Origin of the sequence: Streptomyces sp. Ncost-T10-10d (genome assembly GCF_900091955.1) — a bacterium.
Taxonomy (GTDB): Bacteria; Actinomycetota; Actinomycetes; order Streptomycetales; family Streptomycetaceae; genus Streptomyces.
Map to the genome: position 1 here is coordinate 59,433 of NZ_FMDF01000135.1, position 25,993 is coordinate 85,425.

22 protein-coding genes are annotated in these 25,993 nt (G+C 71.0%); 19 read left to right on the forward strand and 3 right to left on the reverse strand.

The genetic code is table 11. The features are described 5' to 3' along the window. The first annotated feature begins 97 nt into the window (after window positions 1-97). The 3 genes from GA0115254_RS22445 (at window position 98) to hemW (ending at window position 5,488) form a co-directional block, all read left to right on the forward strand. Complete coding sequence (locus GA0115254_RS22445; protein WP_093897087.1) at window positions 98-1,987, forward strand: AMP-dependent synthetase/ligase; 1,890 nt, start codon at window positions 98-100, stop codon at window positions 1,985-1,987. A 206-nt stretch (window positions 1,988-2,193) separates the two neighbouring features. Beyond that, window positions 2,194-4,128 (forward strand): ATP-binding SpoIIE family protein phosphatase, encoded by a 1,935-nt coding sequence (locus GA0115254_RS22450; protein ID WP_093897088.1) that lies wholly within the window; start codon window positions 2,194-2,196, stop codon window positions 4,126-4,128. Window positions 4,129-4,246: 118 nt separating this feature from the next. Continuing rightward, complete coding sequence (gene hemW, locus GA0115254_RS22455; protein WP_093897089.1) at window positions 4,247-5,488, forward strand: radical SAM family heme chaperone HemW; 1,242 nt, start codon at window positions 4,247-4,249, stop codon at window positions 5,486-5,488. A 125-nt stretch (window positions 5,489-5,613) separates the two neighbouring features. Here hemW and GA0115254_RS22460 read toward each other — a convergent pair whose 3' ends face one another. Together GA0115254_RS22460 and GA0115254_RS22465 are read right to left on the reverse strand one after the other, a co-directional pair. Next, on the reverse strand, window positions 5,614-6,435 hold the full coding sequence (locus GA0115254_RS22460; RefSeq protein WP_093897153.1) for a DUF3097 domain-containing protein: 822 nt from the start codon (window positions 6,433-6,435) through the stop codon (window positions 5,614-5,616). A gap of 25 nt (window positions 6,436-6,460) precedes the next feature. Continuing rightward, window positions 6,461-7,216 (reverse strand): MBL fold metallo-hydrolase, encoded by a 756-nt coding sequence (locus tag GA0115254_RS22465; protein ID WP_093897090.1) that lies wholly within the window; start codon window positions 7,214-7,216, stop codon window positions 6,461-6,463. 197 nt (window positions 7,217-7,413) lie between these two features. On the opposite strand from GA0115254_RS22465, the gene hrcA reads away from it, so the two are divergent. From hrcA to GA0115254_RS22510, 9 genes are all read left to right on the forward strand, one after another. Then, entirely contained in the window at window positions 7,414-8,430 is a 1,017-nt protein-coding gene (gene hrcA / locus GA0115254_RS22470; protein WP_072483581.1) for a heat-inducible transcriptional repressor HrcA, read from the forward strand. Beyond that, complete coding sequence (gene dnaJ, locus GA0115254_RS22475; RefSeq protein ID WP_093897091.1) at window positions 8,431-9,567, forward strand: molecular chaperone DnaJ; 1,137 nt, start codon at window positions 8,431-8,433, stop codon at window positions 9,565-9,567. Between the two features lie 124 nt (window positions 9,568-9,691). Further along, window positions 9,692-10,768 (forward strand): nitronate monooxygenase, encoded by a 1,077-nt coding sequence (locus tag GA0115254_RS22480; RefSeq protein ID WP_093897092.1) that lies wholly within the window; start codon window positions 9,692-9,694, stop codon window positions 10,766-10,768. Then, entirely contained in the window at window positions 10,765-11,511 is a 747-nt protein-coding gene (locus GA0115254_RS22485; protein ID WP_093897093.1) for a 16S rRNA (uracil(1498)-N(3))-methyltransferase, read from the forward strand. Before GA0115254_RS22480 ends, GA0115254_RS22485 begins: the two co-directional genes overlap by 4 nt. 84 nt (window positions 11,512-11,595) lie before the next feature. After that, window positions 11,596-12,132: a hypothetical protein gene (locus tag GA0115254_RS22490; RefSeq protein WP_256102732.1), complete on the forward strand. Its 537-nt coding sequence runs from the start codon at window positions 11,596-11,598 to the stop codon at window positions 12,130-12,132. 80 nt (window positions 12,133-12,212) lie between these two features. Further along, window positions 12,213-15,446: a S41 family peptidase gene (locus tag GA0115254_RS22495; protein WP_176740250.1), complete on the forward strand. Its 3,234-nt coding sequence runs from the start codon at window positions 12,213-12,215 to the stop codon at window positions 15,444-15,446. A gap of 98 nt (window positions 15,447-15,544) precedes the next feature. Then, entirely contained in the window at window positions 15,545-15,904 is a 360-nt protein-coding gene (locus GA0115254_RS22500; protein ID WP_093897094.1) for a histidine triad nucleotide-binding protein, read from the forward strand. Window positions 15,905-15,922: 18 nt separating this feature from the next. Then, window positions 15,923-16,831, forward strand: a complete 909-nt coding sequence (locus GA0115254_RS22505; RefSeq protein ID WP_093897095.1) for a ribonuclease Z — start codon at window positions 15,923-15,925, stop codon at window positions 16,829-16,831. Between the two features lie 38 nt (window positions 16,832-16,869). Next, a complete protein-coding gene (locus GA0115254_RS22510) occupies window positions 16,870-17,862 on the forward strand; it encodes an adenosine deaminase (protein ID WP_093897096.1) in 993 nt (330 codons plus the stop codon). Here GA0115254_RS22510 and GA0115254_RS22515 read toward each other — a convergent pair. After that, a complete protein-coding gene (locus tag GA0115254_RS22515) occupies window positions 17,826-19,184 on the reverse strand; it encodes an MFS transporter (protein ID WP_093897097.1) in 1,359 nt (452 codons plus the stop codon). The two genes, GA0115254_RS22510 and GA0115254_RS22515, sit on opposite strands and share 37 nt — an antisense overlap. A 336-nt stretch (window positions 19,185-19,520) precedes the next feature. On the opposite strand from GA0115254_RS22515, the gene GA0115254_RS22520 reads away from it, so the two are divergent. The 7 genes from GA0115254_RS22520 to GA0115254_RS22550 all read left to right on the forward strand — a co-directional run bounded on the left by GA0115254_RS22520 (window position 19,521) and on the right by GA0115254_RS22550 (window position 25,972). Further along, complete coding sequence (locus GA0115254_RS22520; RefSeq protein WP_093897098.1) at window positions 19,521-20,645, forward strand: carbohydrate kinase family protein; 1,125 nt, start codon at window positions 19,521-19,523, stop codon at window positions 20,643-20,645. Window positions 20,646-20,784: 139 nt separating this feature from the next. After that, a complete protein-coding gene (locus tag GA0115254_RS22525; protein ID WP_093897099.1) occupies window positions 20,785-21,813 on the forward strand; it encodes a PhoH family protein in 1,029 nt (342 codons plus the stop codon). Window positions 21,814-21,825: 12 nt separating this feature from the next. Beyond that, window positions 21,826-22,323, forward strand: coding sequence for an rRNA maturation RNase YbeY (gene ybeY, locus GA0115254_RS22530; protein ID WP_093897100.1), 498 nt, complete (start codon window positions 21,826-21,828; stop codon window positions 22,321-22,323). Then, window positions 22,320-23,612, forward strand: a complete 1,293-nt coding sequence (locus tag GA0115254_RS22535) for a hemolysin family protein (RefSeq protein ID WP_093897101.1) — start codon at window positions 22,320-22,322, stop codon at window positions 23,610-23,612. Before ybeY ends, GA0115254_RS22535 begins: the two co-directional genes overlap by 4 nt. Then, entirely contained in the window at window positions 23,609-23,962 is a 354-nt protein-coding gene (locus tag GA0115254_RS22540; RefSeq protein WP_093897102.1) for an MmcQ/YjbR family DNA-binding protein, read from the forward strand. The genes GA0115254_RS22535 and GA0115254_RS22540 overlap by 4 nt, the downstream gene beginning before the upstream one ends. Window positions 23,963-24,019: 57 nt before the next feature. Further along, complete coding sequence (locus tag GA0115254_RS22545; RefSeq protein ID WP_093897103.1) at window positions 24,020-24,373, forward strand: cytidine/deoxycytidylate deaminase family protein; 354 nt, start codon at window positions 24,020-24,022, stop codon at window positions 24,371-24,373. Between the two features lie 216 nt (window positions 24,374-24,589). Further along, window positions 24,590-25,972, forward strand: a complete 1,383-nt coding sequence (locus GA0115254_RS22550) for a WxL domain-containing protein (RefSeq protein WP_370740926.1) — start codon at window positions 24,590-24,592, stop codon at window positions 25,970-25,972. Window positions 25,973-25,993: the final 21 nt, after the last annotated feature.

Consider the following 25,993-nt stretch of genomic DNA (forward strand, 5'->3'; position numbering starts at 1 on the left):
GCAGGACCGAGCGCACGGGGTGCGCGGGAACACACGTAGGAAACAAACAGCAATCAACAGCCGGTCGTGAAGCACTGCCGCAGGCCCGGAGGATGTCGTGAGTGACACACAGACCTTGATCGAGAACCGACCGCCCTCCGTGGCGAACCTCTTCATCGACCGCGTGGCGGCCACCCCGGACGGGGAGGCCTACCGCTACCCCGTCCCTGCGGCCACCGGAGAGGGACCCGATGAGTGGAAGTCGCTGAGCTGGGCACAGGCCGCCGAGCGGGTGTACGCCGTCGCGGCAGGGTTGATCGGTCTGGGTGTGCAGCCGGAGGAGCGGATCGCGCTCGCCGCCGGCACACGAGTGGAATGGATCCTCGTCGACCTCGGTGTGATGTGCGCGGGCGCCGCCACCACGACGATCTACCCGTCGACCAACGCCGAGGAGTCGGCGTTCATCCTCTCGGACTCCGAGAGCCGGGTTCTGATCGCCGAGGACGCCGCCCAGCTGGCCAAGGCCCGTGAGCGCCGCGCCGAGCTGCCGAACCTCGCCCATGTCGTCGTCATCGACCCCGAGGGTGCCGGACCCGCCGAGGGCGACCCCGAGGGCTGGGTGCTCACCCTTGAAGATCTGGAGGCCCGCGGCGCCGAGCACCTGGCGAAGAACCCCGATGCGGTCAAGGAGCGGGTCGCCGCCATCACGGCCGACCAGCTGGCCACCCTGATCTACACCTCGGGCACCACCGGCCGCCCCAAGGGCGTACGCCTGCCGCACGACAATTGGTCGTACATGGCCAAGGCCACCGTGGCGACCGGCCTGATCACCAAGGACGACGTCCAGTACCTCTGGCTGCCGCTCGCGCATGTCTTCGGCAAGGTCCTCACCTCCGGCCAGATCGAGGTCGGCCACGTCACCGCCGTCGACGGCCGGGTCGACAAGATCATCGAGAATCTGCCGGTGGTCCAGCCGACGTACATGGCCGCCGTCCCCCGCATCTTCGAAAAGGTCTACAACGGTGTCGCCGCCAAGGCGCGGGCCGGTGGCGGGGCCAAGTACAAGATCTTCCAGTGGGCGGCCGGGGTCGCCCGCGAGTACGCGACGGTCTCGCAGGACAACTTCCGGCGCACCGGCACGGCCTCCGTACCGTTCGCGCTCGGTGCCAAGCACAAGGTTGCCGACGCCCTCGTCTTCGCCAAGATCCGCGAGGCCTTCGGCGGCCGGCTGCGCGCCTGTGTCTCCGGCTCCGCGGCGCTCGCCCCCGACATCGGCTACTTCTTCGCGGGCGCCGGCATCCACATCCTGGAGGGCTACGGCCTCACCGAGACCAGCGCTGCCTCCTTCGTCAACCCGGGCGAGGCCTACCGCACCGGCACCGTGGGCAAGCCGCTCCCCGGCACCGAGGTACGGATCGCCGACGACGGCGAGATCCTGCTGCGCGGCCCCGGCCTGATGCAGGGCTACCAGGGGCTCCCGGAGAAGACCGCCGAGGTGCTGGAGGCGGACGGCTGGTTCCACACCGGCGACATCGGCGAGCTGTCCGTGGACGGCTATCTCCGGATCACCGACCGCAAGAAGGACCTGATCAAGACCTCCGGCGGCAAGTACATCGCCCCGGCGGAGGTCGAGGGACAGTTCAAGGCGGTCTGCCCATTCGTCTCCAACATCCTGGTGCACGGCGCGGACCGCAACTTCTGCACCGCGCTGATCGCACTCGACGAGCCGACCATCCTCGGCTGGGCCGCCGAGAACGGCCTGGGCGGTAAGCCGTACGCGGAAGTGGTGGCGTCCCCGCAGACCGTCGCGCTCATAGAGGGCTATGTGAAGCGGCTCAACGAGGGGCTGCAGCGCTGGCAGACCATCAAGAAGTTCCGGCTGCTGCCCCGCGATCTCGACATCGAGCACGGCGAACTGACGCCCAGTCTCAAGCTGAAGCGTCCGGTCGTCGAGCGTGAGTACAAGGGCCTCATCGACGACATGTACGCGGGAACCCGCGAGGCGTAATACGGGTCCTCACCGACCGGCCGCACGGTGCGGCTGCTTCCGTCTTTCTCTGCTCACTTTCTCTGCTCACTTCGGCAACTCGTTGCTTATGGGCATGGTCCATCTGTCACTCTGTCGGTGTCGTCAGCGGCGCCCAGCGAGAACAGAACGAGAACAGACAGACAGAGCGAGAACAGGTCAGGAGCTGCACCGTGGGGCCCATTCCCTTGCAGCGGGACATCGTTCAGCGTCCCGGTATCACCGTCGGCCATGCGGATGCACGGCCGGTCGCCCGTACGTCCCTGCCCGGAAACCTCCTCGCGCCCTCCGCCGCCCGCCGGTTCGTCCGGGCGGCGCTCACCGAGTGGACCGGGCTGGGACTGCCGGCGGCCGTGGGCTTCAGCGAACGGCTGGCCGATGATGCGGCGGTCGTCGTCAGCGAGCTGGTCACCAATGCGGTCGTGCACGCCGGGACCAATGTCGAGCTGCTCTGCCGGCTCGAGGAGGCCGCCGAGGACGAAACCGCGGCCCTGGTGCTGGAGGTATCCGACCACCATCCGGCCCGTGCCGTACGCAGCGAACGCCCGGAGGCCGACAGCACGACGGACGCAGCGGACACGTCGAAGGGCGATGCTCCCACCGGCCCCGAGGAGCCCGCCGAGTACGGTCGCGGGCTCCAGCTCGTCGGCACCCTCGCCGAGCGCTGGGGCATCACCTACCGCACCGGTCTCAAGACCGTCTGGGCCCGGCTCCCCGTCGACGACTGGAACCCGTTCCCGGAGTCGTCGGCCGAGACCGGCTTCCAGCACGGGCTGCGCGCCGCCGAACTGCTCGCCCCCACCGCCCGCCGGGCCCTGCGTGACGCCGCGGACTGGGCCGGCCGCGGTGCGCTCTCATTCCTCGCCGAGGCATCGGATCTGCTCGCGGGCCAGCTCGACGAGGACATCGTCGCCGCACTCTCGGGACAGTTACTGGTGCCCAGACTCGCCGACTGGTGCGCGATCTGGCTGGAGCCCGAGAACGGCGGCCCCGCGGCCGTCCCCCGGCTCGCCAGCGCCTGGCACCGGGACGAGGCCGAGACCGGGCAGCTGCGTACGGTGCTGGAACAGGACCCGATCCGGCTGCCCGAGCGGGTGGGCACCGGGCCCGTCTCCATGCCCTGGCCCGGCAGCGAGGAGGACGGCGGGGAATCCGACGGGCGCGCCGGATCCGCTCTCGCCTACCGGATCACCTCGGGCGGCCGGACACTCGGCGCCGTACTCCTCGGCAGGGAGGGCACGGCACGTGTCCCCGACGAAGTGACCGCCCTGATCGAGGACTTCGTACGCCGTGTCGGCCTCGCCGTCGGAGCCGCCCGCGCGTACACCCGACAGGCCACCATCAGCCGCATCCTGCAGCGCGCACTGCTGCCCAGCAAGGTCGCCGACATACCCGGCGTCACCAGCTCGCTGGTGTACGAGCCCAGCGACGACGGGGTCGTCGGCGGCGACTTCTACGACATCTTCCCGTGCCCCGGCGACCGCTGGTGCTTCGTCCTCGGCGATGTACAGGGCAGCGGCCCCGAAGCCGCCGTCGTCACCGGCCTCGCCCGGCCCTGGCTGCGGCTGCTGGCCCGCGAGGGTTTCGGCGTCGGCGAAGTGCTGGACCGGCTCAACCGGCTGCTCCTCGACGATGCGATGGAGGCTGCCGAGGCGGCCGCGCTCATGGTGGCCGCGGCGGGCGGCCAGCAGACGGCGGACACCGGGCAGTCCCGCTTTCTCTCCCTGCTGTACGGGGAACTCGTGCCGCTGCCCGGCGGCGGCGTGCGCTGCACCCTCGCCAGCGCCGGCCATCCGCTGCCGCTGCTGCTGCGCCCCGACGGCGAGGTGCGCCCGGCCGCCGAGCCGCAGATGCTGCTCGGAATCTTCGACGATGTCGCGTACGAGAGCCAGAACTTCGAGCTGGCGCCCGGCGACAGCCTGCTGTGCGTCACGGACGGCGTGACGGAGCGGCGCTCCGGGGCGCTGATGTTCGACGACGGGGACGGTCTGGCCCGGGCGCTGGCCGATTGCGCCGGGCTGTCGGCGGACGGGATCGCGGACCGGATCAAACGGGCCGTGCACGAATTCGCCGAGCGGCCGCCCGATGACGATCTGGCGCTGCTGGTACTGCAGGCGGGGTGAGGGTGCGGCGGGGCGGCCGGGGGTGCCTGCCGCGGTCCGGGTGCGGCGGTGCGGTCCGTGGGTGCGTGACCTTTCTTGATCATGGACGTGGCTCGGAGGTCTCCGGCGGCGAGTGACAATGGGCGGTATGCCCTCCGTACTGCCCGATGGTGAACCCGTACCCGACGACGGGGCGCTGCCCCGCCATGCCCTGGAAGGCGCCGCCGGCCGGCCGCTCGGCTTCTACCTGCACGTGCCCTACTGCGCGACCCGCTGCGGCTACTGCGACTTCAACACCTACACGGCCACCGAGCTGCGCGGCTCCGGCGGTGCGCTGGCCTCCCGGGACAACTACGCGGCCCATCTGATCGGTGAGGTCCGCCAGGCCCGCAAGGTCCTCGGTGACGATCCGCGTCAGGTTCGTACGGTCTTCGTCGGCGGCGGTACCCCGACCCTGCTGGCAGCCGGAGACCTGGTACGGATGCTGAGCGCGATCCGCGACGAGTTCGGGCTCGCGGACGATGCCGAGATCACCACCGAGGCCAACCCGGAGTCCGTCGATCCGGCGTATCTGGCCGAGCTGCGGGAGGGCGGCTTCAACCGGATCTCGTTCGGGATGCAGAGCGCGCGGCAGCATGTGCTGAAGATCCTGGACCGTACGCATACGCCGGGGCGGCCCGAGGCGTGTGTCGCCGAGGCGCGGGAGGCGGGCTTCGAGCACGTCAACCTCGATCTGATCTACGGCACGCCCGGGGAGTCCGACGACGACTGGCGGGCCTCGCTGGACGCGGCGATCGGTGCGGGGCCGGACCATGTGTCCGCATACGCGCTGATCGTCGAGGAGGGGACGCAGCTGGCCCGGCGCATCCGGCGCGGCGAGATCCCGATGACCGATGACGACGCCCATGCGGACCGGTATCTGATCGCGGACGAGGCGATGGCCGCGGCGGGCTTCTCCTGGTACGAGGTGTCGAACTGGGCCCGCACGCCCGAGGGCCGGTGCCTGCACAACGAGCTGTACTGGCGTGGGGCCGACTGGTGGGGCGCCGGTCCTGGGGCGCACAGCCATGTCGGCGGGGTGCGCTGGTGGAACGTGAAGCATCCTGGGGCGTACGCGCAGGCCCTGGCCGAGGGACGGTCGCCGGGGGCCGGGCGCGAGATCCTCTCCGCCGAGGACCGGCGGGTCGAGCGGATCCTGCTGGAGCTGCGACTTGTGGACGGGTGTCCGTTGTCGCTGCTGGCGCCGGCGGGGCTGGCAGCGGCGGGACGGGCGGTGGAGGACGGGCTGCTGGAGCGGGTGCCGTATGGAGAGGGGCGGGCGGTGCTCACGCTGCGGGGGCGGTTGCTGGCGGATGCGGTGGTGCGGGATCTGGTGGACTGAGGGGCCGAGCGGGGTGCGGGTGCGCCTGCGGCGGGCTTGTTCCTCTGCCTGCCCCGTCCCGTGACCGGGGTTCCGTCCCAAACCCCGCTCTTCGAACGGAGGGGCTGCGCGGTCCGGCGCAGGGGCTACTGAGGCGGCGCCGTCACGAAGTCGATCAGGTGCTCCACGGAGCCCAGCAGTGCCGGTTCCAGATCCCGGTACGAGCGCACCGTGGACAGGATTCGCTGCCAGGCCGCGCCCGTGTTCTCCGGCCAGCCCAGCGCGCGGCAGACGCCCGTCTTCCAGTCCTGGCCGCGCGGGACCACCGGCCAGGCGGCGATGCCCACGGACGACGGCTTCACCGCCTCCCACACGTCGATGTAGGGGTGGCCGACCACCAGCACGTTCGCGTCCGAGACCTGGGAGGCGATCCGGGACTCCTTGGAGCCCGGGACCAGATGGTCGACCAGGACGCCCAGCCTGGCGTCCGGGCCGGGGGAGAACGCGCGCACGATGGCCGGGAGGTCGTCGATGCCCTCGAGGTATTCGACGACCACGCCCTCGATCCGCAGGTCGTCGCCCCAGACCCGCTCGACCAGCTCCGCGTCGTGGCGGCCCTCCACATAGATCCGGCCCGCCCGCGCGACCCGGGCGCGCGCCCCGGGGACTGCGACCGAACCCGATGCCGTACGCGTGGGGCGTACGGGGCCGGCCGCCGACGGGCGCACGAGCGTGATCACCCGGCCCTCCAGAAGGAAGCCGCGCGGCTCCATCGGGAACACCCGGTGCTTGCCGAAGCGGTCCTCCAGGGTCACCGTCGGACCCTGGGCCGTCTTCTCGCAGCGGATCACCGCACCGCAGAATCCCGTGGAGACCTCCTCCACGACCAGATCGGGATCGGCGGGGACCTCGGGAACGGGGGCGGACTTCTTCCACGGCGGGGTCAGGTCCGGCTGATAGCTGCGCATCGGATGACGATAGGACGACAACACGTCACGACACGCCGGAGGGAGCACCTCCCATGCCTTCAGGGCTATGGGGGAGGACGGCCAGTTGGTCACGCTGCTCTCTGACGAACGCCGCGTCCACCACCGCTCCGTGCCCCGGAACGTACACCGCGTCCTCGCCGCCCAGCGCCAGCAGCCGGTCCAGCGCGGCCGGCCAGCGGGACGGGACGGCGTCCCCTCCCGCCTGCGGTTCGCCGGACTCCTCGACCAGGTCGCCGCAGAGCACCACCGTGGGGGAGCCGGGGACGAGCACCGCCAGATCGTGGCCGCTGTGGGCGGGGCCCACATTCGCCAGCAGCACCTGACGGCCGCCGCCCAGATCGAGCGTCCGCTCGCCGCGCACTTCATGGTGCGGCGCCACCAGCGCACCGACGGCCTCGGCCGCATCGTTTTCGGACACTCCGTGGCGCACCGCCGAGGCGTGCAGATCGTCCGCCCCGCTTTTCATCAGCCCGGCCATGCCGACCGCTCCGTACACCTGGGTGCCGGGGAACGCGGCGGTGCCCAGCACATGGTCGAAATGGGGGTGGCTGAGTGCGATATGCGTCACCCTCCGGCCGAGCAGGGACTGTGCCTGGGCCCGTATTTCCTCACCTTCGCGGAGTGTCGAACCGGTGTCGTAGAGCAGCACTCCATCCGCTCCGACCACCAGTGCGACTGTCGCGTCCCATCCGGGGAGACGCCGTCGGCCCACTCCGTGACCGAGTCGCTCCCAGCCGAACTCTTCCCAAGAGGCGTCCATACCGCGACGCTATCGGCAACGACCTGCGCAGTCTCGCGGTAGCGTGACCGGTCGCCCTTGCTAGGCCCCCAGTCGGCCGCCGTACACTGACCGGGGGATTGCTGGCACTCGTGAGGACAGAGTGCCAGGGGGATTCCTGGGAATGAAGCAGGAACGGCCCGAGAACCACCGAGGAAACACAGCTGGAGGTGTGCGCGATGCTCAGCGAACGCAGACTCGAAGTGCTGCGCGCCATCGTCCAGGACTATGTCGGCACCGAGGAGCCCGTCGGCTCCAAGGCGCTCACGGAGCGGCACAAGCTGGGGGTTTCCCCGGCCACCGTCCGCAACGACATGGCGGTGCTGGAGGACGAGGGCTTCATCGCCCAGCCCCACACCAGTGCGGGACGCATCCCGACGGACAAGGGCTACCGGCTCTTCGTCGACAAGCTTGCGGGCGTCAAGCCCCTCTCGTCGCCGGAACGTCGTGCCATTCACAATTTCCTCGACGGCGCGGTCGACCTCGACGATGTCGTGGGCCGCACCGTACGGCTGCTCGCGCAGCTGACCCGGCAGGTCGCCATCGTGCAGTACCCCTCGCTGACCCGGTCGACGGTTCGGCATGTGGAGCTGCTGTCACTGGCCGCCGCCCGGCTGATGCTCGTGCTGATCACGGACACCGGCCGGGTCGAGCAGCGCATGATCGACTGCCCTGCTCCGTTCGGCGAGACCTCTCTCGCCGATCTGCGGGCCCGGCTCAACAGCCGGGTCGTCGGACGCCGTTTCGCGGACGTTCCGCAGCTGGTGCAGGATCTGCCGGAATCCTTCGAGAGCGAGGACCGGGGAACCGTGTCCACCGTGCTCTCCACCCTGCTCGAAACCCTCGTCGAGGAGACGGAGGAGCGGCTGATGATCGGCGGCACCTCCAATCTCACCCGCTTCGGGCACGACTTTCCTGTGATGATCCGGCCGGTGCTGGAGGCATTGGAGGAGCAGGTCGTGCTGCTGAAGCTGCTCGGCGAGGCCAAGGACTCAGGCATGACCGTACGGATCGGGCACGAGAACGCCCACGAGGGGCTCAACTCCACGTCCGTCGTCGCGGTCGGCTACGGTTCGGGCGACGAGGCAGTCGCCAAACTCGGCGTGGTCGGACCGACCCGCATGGACTACCCCGGAACGATGGGAGCGGTACGCGCAGTGGCACGTTACGTCGGACAGATCCTGGCGGAGTCGTAAGTGGCCACGGACTACTACGCCGTACTCGGCGTGCGCCGCGACGCAGCTCAGGACGAGATCAAGAAGGCATTCCGTCGGCTCGCCCGTGAGCTGCATCCGGATGTGAACCCCGATCCGAAGACCCAGGAGCGGTTCAAGGAGATCAACGCCGCCTACGAGGTGTTGTCGGACCCGCAGAAGAAGCAGGTCTACGACCTCGGCGGCGACCCGCTGTCCGCCTCCGGCGGCGGTGGCGCGGGCGGATTCGGGCAGGGTGGCTTCGGCAACTTCTCCGACATCATGGACGCGTTCTTCGGTACGTCGTCGCAGCGCGGACCCCGTTCGCGCACCCGGCGCGGCCAGGACGCGATGATCCGGCTGGAGATCGATCTCGCCGAGGCCGCGTTCGGCACCACCAAGGACATCCAGGTCGACACGGCCGTCGTCTGTACGACCTGCAACGGCGAGGGCGCCGCACCCGGCACCTCCGCCCAGACCTGTGACATGTGCCGCGGCCGCGGCGAGGTCTCCCAGGTCACCCGGTCGTTCCTCGGCCAGGTCATGACCTCGCGGCCCTGCCCGCAGTGCCAGGGCTTCGGTACGGTCGTGCCGACCCCGTGCCCGGAGTGCGCCGGCGACGGCCGCATCCGGTCGAGGCGCACGCTCACCGTGAAGATTCCCGCCGGCGTCGACAACGGCACCCGCATCCAGCTCGCGGGCGAGGGCGAGGTCGGCCCCGGCGGCGGCCCGGCCGGCGATCTGTACGTGGAGATCCATGAGCTGCCGCACTCGGTGTTCCAGCGCCGCGGCGACGATCTGCACTGCACGGTCACCATCCCCATGACGGCGGGCGCGCTCGGCACCAAGGTGCCGCTGGAGACGCTCGACGGCCTGGAGGAGGTCGACATCCGGCCCGGCACCCAGTCCGGCCAGTCGGTCCCGCTGCACGGCCGCGGGATCACGCATCTGCGGGGCGGCGGGCGTGGCGATCTGATCGTGCACGTCGAGGTCATGACCCCGACGAAGCTGGACCCGGAGCAGGAGCGGCTGCTGCGGGACCTGGCGAAGATGCGCGGCGAGGAGCGGCCCACCGGCCAGTTCCAGCCCGGGCAGCAGGGGCTGTTCTCCCGGTTGAAGGATGCCTTCAACGGGCGCTGACGGCCCCCGCTCACCGTTCCCTGCCGTCGGACGGGCTCGCCTGCCGAGCCCGTCCGACGTTCGAGGACAAAATGGACCGCAGGCCGCGCACGCCGAGGCAGGCAGGACGTGACACGATGCGGTCATGTCATCCGTGTTGACCGATCTCTGCCGGTATCCGGTCGTGCAGGCCCCGATGGCGGGTGGTGCGTCCTGTCCGCAGCTCGTCGCGGCCGTCGCCGAAGCGGGCGGGCTGGGCTTCCTCGCCGCCGGGTACAAGACGGCGGACGGCATGTACAACGAGATCAAACAGCTGCGCGGGCTGACCGGTCAGCCCTTCGGTGTCAACCTCTTCATGCCGCAGCCGGGTCTCGCCGACCCGAGCGCCGTCGAGGTGTACCGGCATCAGCTGGCTGGTGAGGCCGCCTGGTACGAGACCCCGCTCGGCGACCCGGACTCCAGCGGCGGCGGCGACGGCTACGAGGCCAAGCTCGCCATCCTTCTGGAGGACCCGGTCCCGGCAGTCTCGTTCACCTTCGGCTGCCCGACACGCGACACCCTCGACGCGTTCGCCGGCGTCGGCACGTACACCGTCGTGACGGTCACCACGCCCGAGGAAGCCCAGGCCGCCCAGTGGGCGGGGGCCGACGCGGTCTGTGTCCAGGGCATAGAGGCGGGCGGCCACCAGTCCACCCACCGCGACGACCCGCAGACCGACGGCACCGGGATCGGACTGCTCTCCCTGGTGTCCCAGGTCCGCGAGACCGTACAGCTGCCGATCATCGCCGCGGGCGGGCTGATGCGCGGGTCCCAGATCGCCGCGGTGCTCGCCGCGGGCGCGGAGGCGGCGCAGCTCGGCACGGCGTTCCTCGTCTGCCCCGAGTCCGGGGCCAATCTGCTGCACAAGCAGGCACTGACCAACCCGCTGTTCGTGCGGACCGCCCTGACCCGGGCGTTCTCCGGCCGCCCGGCCCGCGGCCTGGTCAACCGCTTCATGCGCGAGCACGGCCCGTACGCCCCCGCCGCCTACCCACAGGTCCACTATCTGACTGCCGGGCTGCGCGCGGCGGCGGCAAAGGCCGGGGACGCCCAGGGCATGGCACTGTGGGCGGGGCAGGGGCACCGGATGGCACGCGAGCTGCCCGCCGGCCGGCTGATCGGACTGCTCGCCGAAGAACTGGACGCCGCAAGGGCGGCAGTGAGCACAGGGAGTATGCAGTGACCGCACCGGTCTTCGTCGTCGAACAGGTCCCCGATGGGCCCGAGTTCGTCCTGGAAGGACCCGAGGGTCGACACGCCGTGTCGGTGAAGAGGCTGCACGCCGGTGAGGACGTCGTGCTGACGGACGGCCACGGCCGTTGGACGGAAGGCGTAGTCAGGGCCGCCGAGGGCAAGGACCGGCTCGTGGTCGCCGGCCTGGCGACGATTCATGAGGAGCCCTGGCCCGCACCGCGCATCACCGTCGTCCAGGCCCTGCCCAAGGGGGACCGCGGCGAGGTCGCCGTCGAGACGATGACGGAGACCGGTGTCGACGCGATCGTGCCCTGGCAGGCGTCGCGCTGCATCACGCAGTGGAAGGGCGACCGCGGCCTCAAGGCCCTCGCGAAATGGCGCAACACCGCCCGGGAGGCGGGCAAGCAGTCGCGCCGGGTGCGCTTCCCCGAGGTGGCGGACGCACTGACGACCAAACAGGTTGCCGCACTTCTGGCCGCGGCGGACTTCGCCGCCGTCCTGCATGAGGACCGGGGCTACGACAGTGAGCCGCTGGCCACCGTCCAGCTGCCCACCCAGGGCGAGATCGTGCTGGTCGTCGGCCCCGAGGGCGGTGTGTCGCCGGACGAACTGGCGGCCTTCGCCGCAGCGGGCGCCCGGACCTGCCGGCTCGGAACGTCCGTCCTGCGCACCTCGACGGCGGGCACGGCGGCGACGGCACTGCTGCTGGGGCGCACCGGCCGCTGGGCGTAAGCCCCCGCCGGTGCGCCGGAGCCGCCCCCGTTGTGGCCGCAAGCCGTCTACCGCGTCACGGGGGAACGGTGGGAAGCTGCCCGTATGGGGACATCAAGGGCATGGGGTCAGAGAAGAACCCGTCGTTTTCTGGCCGCGTCCGCACTCGCGGGCGCGGCGGTCGCAGGTGTCGTGGCCTGTGAGCCGACGGGCAGCCTGAACTCCACATCCATCGCCGTGACCACCGACCTGACCGGCACCAGCGCCCTGGAGCGCAAGGGCGTCGATGTGCGGTGGCTGAACTGCACGGCCGACGTCGACGGGTACCGGCTCCAGGGTGCGTCGCCCTCCGCCTCCGCGCGCCGGATCGCGGACGTCGACTGCACCGGAAGGACGGGGAGCGGCAAAGGCATCACGATCACCGGCAAGGTGACCCAGGCTCTCGACGGGCGGTGTGTGCGGGGCGACCTGACCGCCCGGACCGGTGGGAAGGCCGTTTTCCGGGCAGATGTGCTCGGCAACTGCAACAACGCCGCCCCCTCGGCCGTCGGGGCCAATCCGTCCCGGGGCGGCGGCAGCGGCGGCGCCCGGCCGACGGTCACCGTGACGGTCACGGTGACCGAATCGCCCCTGGGCAAGTGAGTGTGCCCGGCATCGGACCACCCGGCGGACTCCGGCCAACCCAGTTCCGCGGAGCACGTCAGCGGCCTAGGGTGATCCGTGTGACGCAGCCTGCCTACCTCCGATACCCCCATGTCCAGGGCGATTTGATCGCCTTCACCGCCGAGGACGATGTCTGGCTGGCGCCGCTGGACGGCGGCCGAGCCTGGCGCGTCAGCGCCGACAACCGACCTGTCACCAACCCGCGGATATCTCCGGACGGAACCCGCGTCGCCTGGACGTCCACCCGGGACGGGGCGCCCGAAGTGCACGTCGCACCGGTAGATGGCGGCCCCTCCGCGCGGCTCACGTACTGGGGCGACGCGCGGACCTCCGTACGCGGCTGGACGCCCGAGGGCGACGTACTGGTCATCAGCACCCAGGGGCAGGCGTCGTCGCGGCGCAGCTGGGCCAGGGCCGTCCCGGTCGACGGCGGGCCCGCGCGGACCCTGCCGTACGGGCCGGTCGGCTCCCTCGCGTACGGGCCCGGCGGACGGGTCCTGCTGCTCTCGGCCACCATGGGGCGCGAGGCTGCCGCCTGGAAGCGCTACCGGGGCGGCACCGCGGGCAAGTTGTGGATCGCGGAATCGGGCGCGACCGACGGCCCGGCGGAGTTCGTACGGCTGCACGAGGACCTGGACGGGAACATCGAATCCCCGATGTGGGTGGGTGACCGCGTCGCCTTCCTCTCCGACCACGAAGGCGTGGGCGCGCTCTGTTCCTCGCTCCCCGACGGCTCGGATCTGCGCCGGCACACCGGCATCGAGGGGTTCTACGCCCGCCACGCGACCACCGACGGAACCCGCGTCGGCTACTCCTCGGCGGGTGAACTCTGGCTGCTGGACGACCTCGAAGGCTCCGAGCCCCGCCGTGTCGACGTCCGGCTCGGCGGCCAGCGCGCCGACCTCCAGCCCCACTCGGTGCACGCCGGCAGCCACCTCGACTCCGCGTCCCCGGACCGTACGGGCCGCGGCAGTGCCGTCGGGACGCGCGGCGCCGTCCACTGGGTCACCCACCGCGAGGGCCCGGCCCGGGCGCTCGCCGTCGAACCGGGCGTACGGGCCAGGATGCCCCGCACCTTCCAGGCCGACGGCGACCAGCACGTCGTCTGGGTCACCGACGCCGAGGGCGACGACGCCCTGGAGTGCGCACCCGCCACCGGCACCGCGCCGGGCGCCGTACCGCGCCGCCTCGCCGCGGGCCGTATCGGCAGGGTCCTCCACCTGGTGGCGGCCCCGGACGGCAGCCGGTTCGCCGTCGCCGCGCACGACGGGCGGGTACTGATCGTCGAGCGGGAGAGCGGCGAGGTCCACGAGGTGGACCGGAGCGAGCACGGCGACGCCTCAGGTCTTGTCTTCTCGCCCGACTCCGCCTGGCTCGCCTGGTCGCACCCCGGGCCCGAGCCGCTCAGGCAGCTCAAGATCGCGCACCTCGCCGATCTGTCGGTCGCCGAGGCCACCCCGCTGCGCTTCCGGGACTTCGCCCCCGCGTTCACCACCGACGGCAAGCACCTCGCGTTCCTCTCCGAGCGGTCCTTCGACCCGGTCTACGACGCACATGTCTTCGACCTGGCGTTCATCGGCGCCTGCCGTCCGCATCTGCTGACGCTCGCCGCCACCACGCCCTCTCCGTTCGGGCCGCAGCGCCACGGCCGCCCGACCGAGAAGGAGAAGAGCGGCGGCGAGGGCGAGGACAACCCGACCGCGCTGCCCGTCACCCGGATCGACCTCGACGGACTCGCCGACCGGATCGTGCCGCTGCCCGTCGAGGCCGCCAGCTACTCCACTCTGCGTGCCGCGAAGGACGGGCTGCTGTGGCTGAGCCACCCGGTGACCGGTGTGCTCGGTACGAGCGGTGCCACACCCGACGCCCACCGGCCCGAGACCGTCCTCGAACGGTACGACCTGGAGAAGCTGCGCTGCGAGGAACTCGCCTCGGACGTCGACGGCTTCGCGGTCAGCGGTGACGGCAAGCGGATCGTCCTGCACACCCGGGGCAAGCTGCGCGTCGTACCGTCCGACAGCCGTGTCCCGGCCGGAGACGACGACCACGACGGGGGCGGCGACAGCGTCACCGTCGACCTCTCCCGGATTCGCCGGACCCTCGACCCGGCCGCCGAGTGGCGTCAGATGTACGACGAGGCCGGGCGCATCATGCGGGACAACTTCTGGCGTCCCGACATGGGCGGCATCGACTGGGACGGTGTCCTGGACCGCTACCGCCCGGTGCTGGAGCGCGTCGCCACCCATGACGACCTGATCGACCTGCTCTGGGAGGTGCAGGGCGAGCTCGGCACCTCGCACGCCTATGTGACGCCGCCCGGCGGATGGCGCGACGACTCGGCCCGGCAGGGACTGCTCGGCGCGGACATCTCCCGTACGGAAGAGCGCAGTTGGCGCATCGACCGGATCCTGCCGTCGGAGACCTCCGACCCGGCGGCCCGCTCGCCGCTCGCCGCACCCGGGGTGGCGGTGCGCGTCGGGGACGCGATCCTCGCCGTCGACGGGCACCCGGTCGACCCGGTGGCCGGGCCCGGACCGCTGCTCACCGGCTCGGCCGGCAAACCGGTCGAGCTGACCGTCTCACCGGTGGACGGCGGCGACCCGCGCCATGTCGTCGTCGTACCGGTCGCCGACGAGGAGGCGCTGCGCTACCACGCGTGGGTCGCCGACCGGCGGGCCTACGTCCACGAGCACTCCGACGGACGCCTCGGCTACCTCCATGTCCCCGACATGGTCGGCTCGGGCTGGGCACAGCTCCACCGTGACCTGCGGATCGAAGTGGCCCGCGAGGGGCTGGTGGTGGACGTACGGGAGAACCGGGGCGGCCACACCTCGCAGCTGATCGTGGAGAAGCTCGCCCGGCGCATCGTCGGCTGGGACCTGCCGCGCGGGAGGCAGCCGTACAGCTACCCGGAGGACGCACCGCGCGGCCCCGTGGTGGCCGTCGCCAACGAGTTCTCCGGCTCGGACGGCGACATCGTGAACGCCGCGATCAAGGCGCTGCGCATCGGGCCGGTGGTCGGCACGCGTACCTGGGGCGGGGTCGTCGGCATCGACAGCCGGTACAAGCTCGTGGACGGGACGTCGGTCACCCAGCCCAAGTACGCGTTCTGGCTCGAGGGTTACGGCTGGGGTGTGGAGAACCACGGGGTCGATCCCGATGTCGAGGTCGTGATGGCGCCGCAGGACCATGCCGCAGGGCGCGATCCGCAGCTGGACGAGGCGATCCGGATCGCGCTCGCGTCGCTGGCCCGGACGCCGGCGAAGCGGGCACCGGAGCGGCCGGGGGCGTAGGAGGCGGGTGCGCCTGCGGCGGGCAGGGGAGCGAGTCCGCCGCAGGCGTCCCGATACCATGCCGTACAACGATCACCACCGACCGAGGAGCCGACCCCATGGCGGGAGAACCGCAGCCCGACTGCCTGTTCTGCAAGATCGTCTCGGGTGACATCCCGGCAACCATCGTCCGGGAGACCGAAACCACCGTCGCCTTCCGTGACATAAACCCCCAGGCCCCCACCCACGTACTCGTCATCCCCCGCGTCCACCATCCGGACGCCGCTGCCCTCGCCGCCGCCGAGCCGGGGATCGCCGCCGACATACTGCGCGAGGCCGGACACGTCGCCGCCGACGAGAAGATCGTGGACAGCGGCTACCGGGTCGTCTTCAACACCGGCTCCGGCGCCGGCCAGACCGTCTTCCACGCGCACGCCCACGTCCTGGGCGGCCGCGGACTGCAGTGGCCCCCCGGCTAGAACGGTCGGTCGCACACCGTGTCCGTACGTGAACTCGTGGTCCTCGGCACCGCCAGCCAGGTCCCGACCAGGCACCGCAACCACAACGGCTATCTGCTCCGCTGGGACGGCGAGGGCATCCTCTTCGACCCGGGTGAGGGCACTCAGCGCCAGATGCTGCGGGCCGGCGTCGCCGCCCACGACATCAACCGGATCTGCGTCACGCACTTCCACGGTGACCACTCGCTCGGCCTGGCCGGGGTGATCCAGCGGATCAACCTCGACCAGGTCCCGCACCCGATCACCGCGCACTACCCGGCGAGCGGACAGCGCTTCTTCGAGCGGCTGCGGTACGCGACCGCCTACCGCGAGTCCGTCGAGCTGACCGAGGCCCCGGTCGCCGCCGACGGGGTGCTCGCCGCCACGGACGCGTACACGCTCAGCAGCCACCGGCTCTCGCACCCCGTCGAGTCGTACGGCTACCGGCTCGTCGAGCCCGACGGGCGTCGCATGCTGCCCGCGAAGCTCGCCGAGCACGGCATCAAGGGGCCGGACGTCGGCCGGATCCAGCGGGAGGGCTCCCTCGGCGGCGTCACGCTCGACGACGTCTCCGAGCGCAGGCGCGGGCAGCGGTTCGCGTTCATCATGGACACAAGGCTCTGCGACGGCGTGCACGTGCTCGCCGAGGGATGCGACCTGCTGGTCATCGAGGCGACCTTCCTCGACGAGGACGAACGACTCGCCACCGACCACGGCCATCTGACCGCCGGCCAGGCGGCCCGGGTGGCCCGGGACGCGGGCGTACGGCACCTCGTGCTGACGCACTTCTCGCAGCGGTACGACGACCCGGCCGTCTTCGAGGCCCAGGCCCGCGCCGCAGGGTTCGAGGGCGAATTGACCGTCGCCCGGGACCTCGGCCGGATTGCCGTGCCCACCCGGCACCTCTGAAACACATCAGCACCACCATTTGTGAGCGTGAAAAACCCGTGCACCTCCCCAAAGCCGAACTCCACCTCCACATCGAAGGAACCCTCGAACCCGAGCTGGCCTTCGCACTCGCCGAACGCAACGGCGTGCAGTTGCCGTACGCGAACACCGAAGAGCTGCGCACCGCCTATCTCTTCGACGATCTGCAGACCTTCCTCGATCTGTACTACGCCCTGATGGCGGTGCTCCGGACCGAGGAGGACTTCGAGGAACTCGCCGACGCGTATCTCACCCGCGCCGCCGCCCAGGGCGTCCGGCACGCGGAGATCTTCTTCGACCCGCAGGCACACACCGCCCGCGGCGTCCCGATCGGCACGGTCGTCGACGGGCTCGGCCGGGCGCTGGACCGCAGCGAGGAGAAGCACGGCATCTCCACCCAGCTGATCATGTGCTTCCTGCGCGACCAGTCCGCCGAGTCGGCGCTGGAGACCCTGGAGGCCGCGAAGCCGTATCTGCACCGGATCAGCGCGGTCGGCCTCGACTCGGCGGAGGTCGGGCACCCACCCGTCAAGTTCCGTGAGGTGTACGAGGCGGCCGGGGCGCTCGGGCTGCGCAAGGTCGCCCATGCCGGCGAGGAGGGCCCGCCCGAGTACATCCGGGAGGCCCTGGACGTCCTCGGGGTCGAGCGCATCGACCACGGGCTGCGCTGCATGGAGGACGCGGACCTGGTGAAGCGGCTCGTCGCCGAGCGGATGCCGCTCACGCTCTGCCCGCTGTCCAACGTACGTCTGCGCGCCGTCGACACCCTGGAGAACCACCCGCTGCGGGCCATGCTGGACGCCGGGCTGCTCTGCACGGTGAACTCCGACGACCCCGCCTACTTCGGCGGATACGTCGGAGATACCTTCCACGCCGTCCACGAGGCGCTCGGCCTGGAGCGTGAGCAACTGCGCACGCTGGCCCGCAACTCCTTCGAGGCGGCCTTCCTCGACCACGACGAGGAGCGCAGGGCGCGCTATCTGGCCGAGGTCGAGGCGTACGAGTTCGACTGATCGGCCGCACCCGACGGGCCGGCGGTCCGGAACGCGTTCCTGACCGGGCGCCTGCGACGCAGCGCGGGCAGGCTGATCTCCGTGACGGCCTGCTCGGGCGCGCCCAGCTTGGGCACGGCACCGGGCACCGCCCCGGTGGTGACGGCGAGCAGCGCGGCCGGTGCGCCGCCCCTGCGGCGCACCGATCCCGGTACCAGCGGACGGCCACCGGTGTGCAGGGCGACAGCCGTGACCGGGGCTGCGACCAGGAGCGTGACGGCGCCCAGGATCAGGCCCATGACCGGGTAGCCGGCCTGCTCGGACAGCACGCTGCCGAGGACCGGTCCGCAGGCCACTCCGACGGATGAGGCGGAGCCCGCGAGCACCGCCCAGCGGCCGCGTACGTCCAGTGAAGCGGCCAGGCCGATCAGATACGACAGGACCACCGGGTAGACGGTGTTCCACAGGATCTCGCCGGTCGCGAACGAGCCGAGATTCCCGGCCGACGAGCTGAGCACGATGCTCACCGCGATGATCACGGTGCCCAGACCGATCGGCACCGCACGGCCGAGCCTGGCGCCCAGCACTCCGGCGCCCATCACCCCGAGCAGACCCGCGCCGAGCGCGGCGGCGAACACCGCACCGACGGTGACCTCGGAGAGCCCGACCTGGACCACACCGATCCGGCCGCTGACGCCCCACAGCGCGTTCTGCGCCATGGACCAGACGAGCATTCCGCCCGCGAGCACCAGACCGGAACGGCGGTGCGGCAGCCGGCCGGCGACCGGGGCGGCCGGTCCGGTGGGCGTGACGCCGCCGAGCCGTGCGGTGGCGGGCCAGACGAGCAGGGCGGCCAGGGCGATCGAGGCGAACGGCAGCCGGTGGCCGCCGCCGAGGTGCGGGATCGTCAGATAGAGGGCGCCCGCCGTCGCGGAGACACTGAGCAGACCGAGCGACGAGGTCCGGTGCGGATCGCGCTGGGCGGCGATGCCCGCCGCGGCCACCGCGGTCGCCGTACCGGAGCCGAAGCCGCCGATCATCGCGCCCATGACCACCAGCGGCACCGAGCCCGCCAGCGCTGCGCAGCCGTACCCCACCATGGCCAGCACCAGTCCGGTCCGGGCCGCCCTTCGCGGCCCGTACGTCTCGACCCGGCCCGCCAGCGTGAACCCGGCCGTGGCTGAGCTCAACAGCAGGGCGCTGCCCACCAGACCGGCCTGGGCCGTACTGAGGCCCAGATAGACGGAGAGCCGTCCGACGATGGTGGGGAGCAGATAGGCGGCGAGGTAACCGGCGGTGAACACGGCGACCAGGGGCCACGCGGCGCGAGGGCGCGAGGACATGGGCGTTCCTGAAGACATGCCGAAGGAGGCAGAGAAGGCAGGGGAGGGCAATGCGGGAAATACGGGGGAGGGCGGGGCACGCGGCGACTGTTGCCGACGGGGCTCGCGGGCCAATTTGTATCAACTGCTTCAGGGTGACCGAAAGGCGCCCCTGTGTGATCTGGGCCACATATGTGTTTACCCTTCGACCGTCCGGGTAGCAGATGGCGTTTATGCAGGTCAGCGTCTGTGCGCGCGGGGTCGTCGCCGACCCTGCGGAAGCGGCGGCGCGGACCCTCCGGTTGCGGGGGTGAATCGGGCACACTGGCCAGATCTGCCACGACCGGGGAGTGCAAGGTGAGCACAGACATTCCAGGCATCGACCCACTGGACGGGCTGCGCGCCCCGCAGGACCCGGACTGCGACGTCTTCCTCACCGGCACGGTCTTCCTCGACATCATCTTCACCGGCCTGGACAGCGCCCCGGTGCGCGGCACCGAGTCCTGGGCGCGCGGCATGGGCTCCAGCCCCGGCGGGGTTGCCAACATGGCCACCGCGCTGGCCCGGCTGGGACTGCACACCTCGCTGGCCGCGGCGTTCGGCGACGACCACTACGGGGAGTACTGCTGGGACGCCCTGGAGCAGGGAGAGGGCATCGACCTGTCGATGTCGCACACCGTCCCCGGCTGGCACTCGCCGGTGACCGTCTCGATGGCGTACGAGGGCGAGCGGACGATGGTCTCGCACGGACACGAGGCCCCGGGCCCGGCGGGCACCCCCGGCGTCGCGATCGCCGCCGAGGAGCCCGCGTTCCCGAGCTGCCCGCCCCGTGCCCGGGCCGCCATCGCCTCGCTCGTCCCCGGCCGCAGCGAGCCCTGGGTCGCCAAGGCGGCCAGGAACGGCGCCCGGATCTTCGCCGACGTCGGCTGGGACGAGACCGGCCGCTGGGACCTGGACGCCCTCGTCGACCTGGAGCACTGCCAGGCCTTCCTGCCCAATGCCGAGGAGGCGATGCGCTACACCCGCACCGACTGCCCGCGCGCCGCCGCCCACGCCCTGGCCGAGCGGGTGCCGCTCGCCGTGGTCACCCTGGGCGCGGAGGGCGCGTACGCGGTGGACGCGGCGACCGGGGCGAGCGCCGAGGTGCCCGCGATCGAGGTCGAGGCGCTGGATCCGACCGGGGCGGGCGATGTCTTCGTCGCCGGATTCGTCACCGGCACCCTGGCGGACTGGCCGCTGGCCGACCGGCTGGCCTTCGCCGGACTCACCGCGGCGCTCTCGGTGCAGGAGTTCGGTGGATCACTGTCGGCGCCGGACTGGGAGGAGATCGCCGCCTGGTGGCAACAGGTACGCACCTTCGCGGACCAGGACCCGGCGGCGCTCCAGCGATACGCGTTCCTGGAGGAACTGCTGCCCGCGGCGGCCCGGCCGTGGCCGCTGCGCAGGGCCGTCCCGACGATCGGCTTCCGCCGCCCGGCGTAATCCCGGGCACAGGTGTTCGCAGCCTGTGCGAAAAAGCCCTCGGTGTTGTCGGTGCGGAGTCGTACGCTTGGTAATCCAGAGGTTGTCGATCGGCGAGAACCTTGCAACGGGAGGTATGTGCAGGCCACAGAGCCGGCCCATGACTCAGACACCCACAGCCCAGACCCCCGCGCCGGGGCAGGCACGAGCCCAGTTCACCGTTCCGGCCAAGCATCCGATGGTGACCGTTCTGGGCTCAGGTGACGCCCTGCTGCGCGTGATCGAGACGGCCTTCCCGGCGGCCGATATCCATGTCCGGGGAAATGAGGTCAGCGCCGCCGGAGACGCGACGGAAGTCGCCCTGATCCAGCGCCTGTTCGACGAGATGATGCTGGTGCTCCGCACCGGTCAGCCGATGACGGAGGACGCAGTGGAACGCTCGATCGCCATGCTCAGGGCGACGGAGAGCGGCGAGGGGGACGGCCCGGAGACGCCGGCCGAGGTGCTCACCCAGAACATCCTCTCCAGCCGCGGTCGCACGATCCGCCCCAAGACGCTCAACCAGAAGCGGTACGTCGACGCCATCGACAAACACACGGTCGTCTTCGGCATCGGCCCCGCGGGCACCGGCAAGACCTATCTCGCCATGGCGAAGGCGGTCCAGGCCCTGCAGTCCAAGCAGGTCAACCGGATCATCCTGACCCGTCCCGCCGTCGAGGCGGGCGAGCGGCTCGGCTTTCTGCCGGGCACGCTCTACGAGAAGATCGACCCCTACCTGCGCCCGCTCTACGACGCGCTCCACGACATGCTCGACCCCGACTCGATCCCGCGGCTGATGGCGGCGGGCACGATCGAGGTCGCGCCCCTGGCGTACATGCGCGGCCGCACGCTCAATGACGCGTTCATCATTCTCGACGAGGCGCAGAACACCAGCGCCGAGCAGATGAAGATGTTCCTGACCCGGCTCGGCTTCGACTCGAAGATCGTCGTCACCGGTGACGTCACCCAGGTCGACCTGCCGAACGGGACCAAGAGCGGTCTGCGTCAGGTCCAGGACATCCTGGACGGCGTCGAGGACGTGCACTTCTCCCGGCTCACCTCCCAGGATGTCGTCCGGCACAAGCTGGTCGGCCGTATCGTCGACGCGTACGAAAAGTACGACAGCCGAGACAGCCACAAACGGAAGTAGTCGCAGCGCACCATGTCGATCGACGTCAACAACGAGTCCGGAACCGAGGTCGATGAGCAGGCGATCCTCGACATCGCCCGCTACGCGCTCGCGCGGATGCGGATCCACCCGCTCTCCGAACTCTCGGTGATCGTGGTGGACACCGACGCCATGGAGCAGCTCCACATCCAGTGGATGGACCTGCCGGGACCCACGGATGTCATGTCCTTCCCGATGGACGAACTCCGTCCGCCGTCCAAGGACGACGAGGAGCCCCCGCAGGGGCTCCTCGGTGACATCGTGCTCTGCCCGGAGGTCGCCAAGAAGCAGGGCGAGGACGCTCAGACGCAGCACTCCATGGACGAGGAGCTCCAGCTCCTCACCGTCCACGGAGTGCTGCATCTCCTCGGGTACGACCACGAGGAGCCGGACGAGAAGGCTGAGATGTTCGGTCTCCAGGCCGCGATCGTCGACGGCTGGCGCGCCGAGCACGGCCTGACCGGCCCGTCGCCCGCGCCCACCGTGTCGTGAGCGTTCCCCTCGTCCTGGGTGCCGTCCTGCTGGTCGTCGTCGGCTGGCTGGCGGCCTGCGCGGAGGCGGGCATCGCCCGTACGTCCAGCTTCCGGGCCGCCGAGGCGGTCCGTTCCGGTCGGCGTGGCAGCCAGAAGCTGGAACAGGTCGCGGCGGATCCGACCCGTTATCTCAATGTCGCCCTGCTGGTGCGGGTCGCCTGTGAGATGTCGGCCGGTGTGCTCGTCACGTACGCCTGTCTGAAGGAGTTCCCGGAGACCTGGGAGGCACTGGCCGTCGCCATGGCGGTGATGGTTCTCGTCTCCTATGTGGCCATCGGTGTGTCGCCGCGCACCATCGGCCGCCAGCACCCGCTGAACACGGCCACGGCGGCGGCGTACGTCCTGCTGCCGCTGGCCAGGGTCATGGGCCCCATCCCGCAGTTGCTGATCCTCATCGGCAACGCGCTGACGCCGGGCAAGGGGTTCCGCAAGGGACCGTTCGCCAGCGAGGCCGAACTGCGGGCGATGGTCGACCTCGCCGAGGCGGAGTCGCTGATCGAGGACGAGGAGCGCCGGATGGTGCACTCCGTCTTCGAGCTCGGTGACACGCTCGTACGCGAGGTCATGGTGCCGCGGACCGACCTGGTCTGCATCGAGCGCTACAAGACGATCCGGCAGGCGCTGACCCTGGCGCTGCGCTCCGGTTTCTCGCGGATCCCCGTCACCGGGGAGAACGAGGACGACATCGTCGGCATCGTGTACCTCAAGGACCTGGTCCGCAAGACGCACATCAACCGCGAGTCGGAGGCCGATCCGGTCTCCACGGCGATGCGGCCGGCGGCGTTCGTGCCCGACACGAAGAACGCCGGTGATCTGCTGCGCGAGATGCAGCAGGACCGCAGCCATGTCGCCGTCGTGATCGACGAGTACGGCGGTACGGCGGGCATCGTGACCATCGAGGACATCCTCGAAGAGATCGTCGGCGAGATCACCGACGAGTACGACCGCGAACTCCCGCCCGTCCAGGCGCTGGAGAACGGCTGCTTCCGGGTGACCGCGCGCCTCGACATCGGCGACCTGGGGGAGCTGTTCGGCCTCGACGAGTTCGACGACGAGGACGTGGAGACGGTCGGCGGTCTTCTCGCGAAGGCGCTCGGACGGGTTCCGATCGCCGGCGCGTCCTCGCTGGTCGACCTGCCCGACGGCCGCCGTATCCGGCTGACCGCGGAGTCCCCGGCGGGCCGCCGGAACAAGATCGTCACGGTGCTGGTGGAGCCCGTGGAGCCGGAGGGGGTGGACGCGGGGTGACTCCGCAGCAGCTGAGGGCGTTCTGCCTGGAGTTCAACGCGAGCGTCGAGGAGTTCCCGTTCGGGCCGGAGGCGTCCGTCTTCAAGGTGCTCGGCAAGATGTTCGCGCTCGCCGCGCTGGACGCGCGACCGCTGACGGTGAACCTCAAGTGCGATCCGGACGAGGCGGTGCGGCTGCGGGAGGAGTACGACGCGGTGGTGCCGGGCTGGCACATGAACAAGCGGCACTGGAACACGGTGACGGTGTCCGGGGTGCCGGACCGGGTGCTCCGTGAGCTGATCGAGGACTCCTACGACCTGGTGGTGTCGGGGCTGCCGAAGGCGGAACGGCTGCGGCTGGACCGGGCGTAGGTCTCCGCGGGGCGGGGCGGGGAAGGGGACGAGCCCCGCGGTTCGTATGCTCGGCACATGACTGAGAGCACCGGCCTCGGCGCCGAGGACCGCAAGATCGTCACGCTGGCGCGCAGCGCCCGCGCCCGCAACGGTGTCCCGGAGGGCGCGGCCGTACGGGACGAGACCGGACGTACGTACGTCGCGGGCACCGTGCAGCTGGAGTCGCTGAAGCTCAGCGCGCTGCAGACCGCCGTGGCGATGGCCGTGGCCAGCGGCGCCACCTCGCTGGAGGCGGCCGCGGTCGTCTCCGAGGCGCAGACCCCGTCGGACGCGGACCGTGCCGCGGTACGGGACCTGGGCGGCCCGGACACACCGGTACTGCTCGCCGGACCCGACGGCACGCTGCGGGTCAGTGTGACGGCGGGCTGACGCCGACAGAATCCACACACCGTGTACGAACGCCCCGCACCCCACCGGCGCGGGGCGTTCGCACGCCATGTGAGGAGAACGAGGATCTTGACAGTATCTGATGGCCCATCAGTTGGTGCATTTCGTTTCCATTGACTTCTTTTCGGCCGGAGTCGTCAATGGGCCCCCTGTCGGCGCAGAAGAGCCGCTGCGCCGCATCCGGCAGGAGGGGGCTCCATGCGTCCGACCGTTCGAAGAATCAGCCTGCGAAGATCCGATTTCCGAAAACATCCCGCGCGCGGCCGCCGCTGGGCCGCCGCGCTGGGCGTGGGCGCGCTCGTCGTCGCCGGGGGAGGAGCACTCGCAGGCCCCGCGCAGGCCATGGTGACGGCCTCCGTACCGGTGGACTTCCCGACCCACTGCATTCCGCCGGCCATCGCGGGCATCCCGCCGATCGACGGGACCACGAAGGCCGAGATCACCGTCGACAACGCCGTCCCGGAGGTGGGCGACACCGTCACGGTCACGTACACCGTCATCAAGCCCGCCGCGGGCAACCCGGTCGATCTGGCCCTGCCCGCCGACATCATGACGCCGACCGGCAAGGTCACCGTCGGCGGCGCGCAGTCGGCGAGCATCACCGTCGCGGGCCCGAAGAAGAACACCCCGGTACCCGGCAAGGGCGACTTCCCGTCGTTCTCGATGACCGGCACGTTCACGGTCACCGCGCCCGGACAGATCACGCTGTCGCCCGGCGACTACAACATCCACACCAGCTACATCATGGAGCTGGACACCCCTTGCACGGTGACGAGCCCGCCCGCTCCCGTCTCCGAGACGATCATCGCGACGGACGGCGGCGGCCAGGTCAACGAGCGTGCCATCCAGCTCGGGACCGCATCCGGCAAGGCGGGCGACCCGGTCACCGTGACCGGGTCGAAGTTCACCGCGGGCGCGGACATCATGCTCGCAGGCCGGGCCGGTGACACCCAGACCGCCGACACGGCCACGGTCAAGGCGGACGGCTCCGGCGGCTTCAGCGGCCGGCTCACCGTCAACGATCCGGCGACCACCGGAATCGTCGCCTACGAGGGCGGCAACTGGGACGCGGCCAAGGGCGCGGGCCCACAGGCCTACACCGTCACCGGTGGCGGCGGCGAGATCCCGGACGGCAGCCAGCAGCTCAACTCGTCCGTCAAGGCGGGCACGCTGTCCATGGTCCAGGCCGGGGACACCGTCGAGATGTCGGCGGTCGACTTCGGGAGGGGCGGCGCCTCCCGCGGCTCCCTGCAGACGGTGACGGTCGAGGACTACCGCGGCGGCCCCGCCGGCTGGTCCCTGACCGGAAAGGTCACCGACTTCAAGGGTCCCGGCGGCGCGACGATCGGCGCATCCGCACTCGGCTGGACCCCGGTCTGCGCGACGAAGGCCGGCAGCCCCAGCACCTGTGCGGCCGGTTCCCAGGGGCCGGTCGGCAGCGCGGGCGCCACGCTGGCGTCCACGCCGAACGGGAACTTCACCGGCGGCGAGTTCACCGTCGACGCCCGGCTCGCGCTGAACGTACCGGCGTACACCGCCCCCGGCTCGTACTCCGGCGTGCTCACCCTCACCCTCACGTGACCGAGCAACCCCGATCAACCG

Bases quoted from the DNA above. Each gene is read 5' to 3' on its own strand.
- hemW (WP_093897089.1), top strand. From the start codon at position 4,247: ATGGGCGGTATGCCCTCCGTACTGCCCGATGGTGAACCCGTACCCGAC.
- GA0115254_RS22460 (WP_093897153.1), bottom strand. From the start codon at position 6,435: ATGCGCAGCTATCAGCCGGACCTGACCCCGCCGTGGAAGAAGTCCGCC.
- GA0115254_RS22465 (WP_093897090.1), bottom strand. From the start codon at position 7,216: ATGGACGCCTCTTGGGAAGAGTTCGGCTGGGAGCGACTCGGTCACGGA.
- hrcA (WP_072483581.1), top strand. From the start codon at position 7,414: ATGCTCAGCGAACGCAGACTCGAAGTGCTGCGCGCCATCGTCCAGGAC.
- GA0115254_RS22480 (WP_093897092.1), top strand. From the start codon at position 9,692: ATGTCATCCGTGTTGACCGATCTCTGCCGGTATCCGGTCGTGCAGGCC.
- GA0115254_RS22490 (WP_256102732.1), top strand. From the start codon at position 11,596: ATGGGGACATCAAGGGCATGGGGTCAGAGAAGAACCCGTCGTTTTCTG.
- GA0115254_RS22500 (WP_093897094.1), top strand. From the start codon at position 15,545: ATGGCGGGAGAACCGCAGCCCGACTGCCTGTTCTGCAAGATCGTCTCG.
- GA0115254_RS22515 (WP_093897097.1), bottom strand. From the start codon at position 19,184: ATGTCCTCGCGCCCTCGCGCCGCGTGGCCCCTGGTCGCCGTGTTCACC.
- GA0115254_RS22525 (WP_093897099.1), top strand. From the start codon at position 20,785: ATGACTCAGACACCCACAGCCCAGACCCCCGCGCCGGGGCAGGCACGA.
- ybeY (WP_093897100.1), top strand. From the start codon at position 21,826: ATGTCGATCGACGTCAACAACGAGTCCGGAACCGAGGTCGATGAGCAG.
- GA0115254_RS22545 (WP_093897103.1), top strand. From the start codon at position 24,020: ATGACTGAGAGCACCGGCCTCGGCGCCGAGGACCGCAAGATCGTCACG.
- GA0115254_RS22550 (WP_370740926.1), top strand. From the start codon at position 24,590: ATGCGTCCGACCGTTCGAAGAATCAGCCTGCGAAGATCCGATTTCCGA.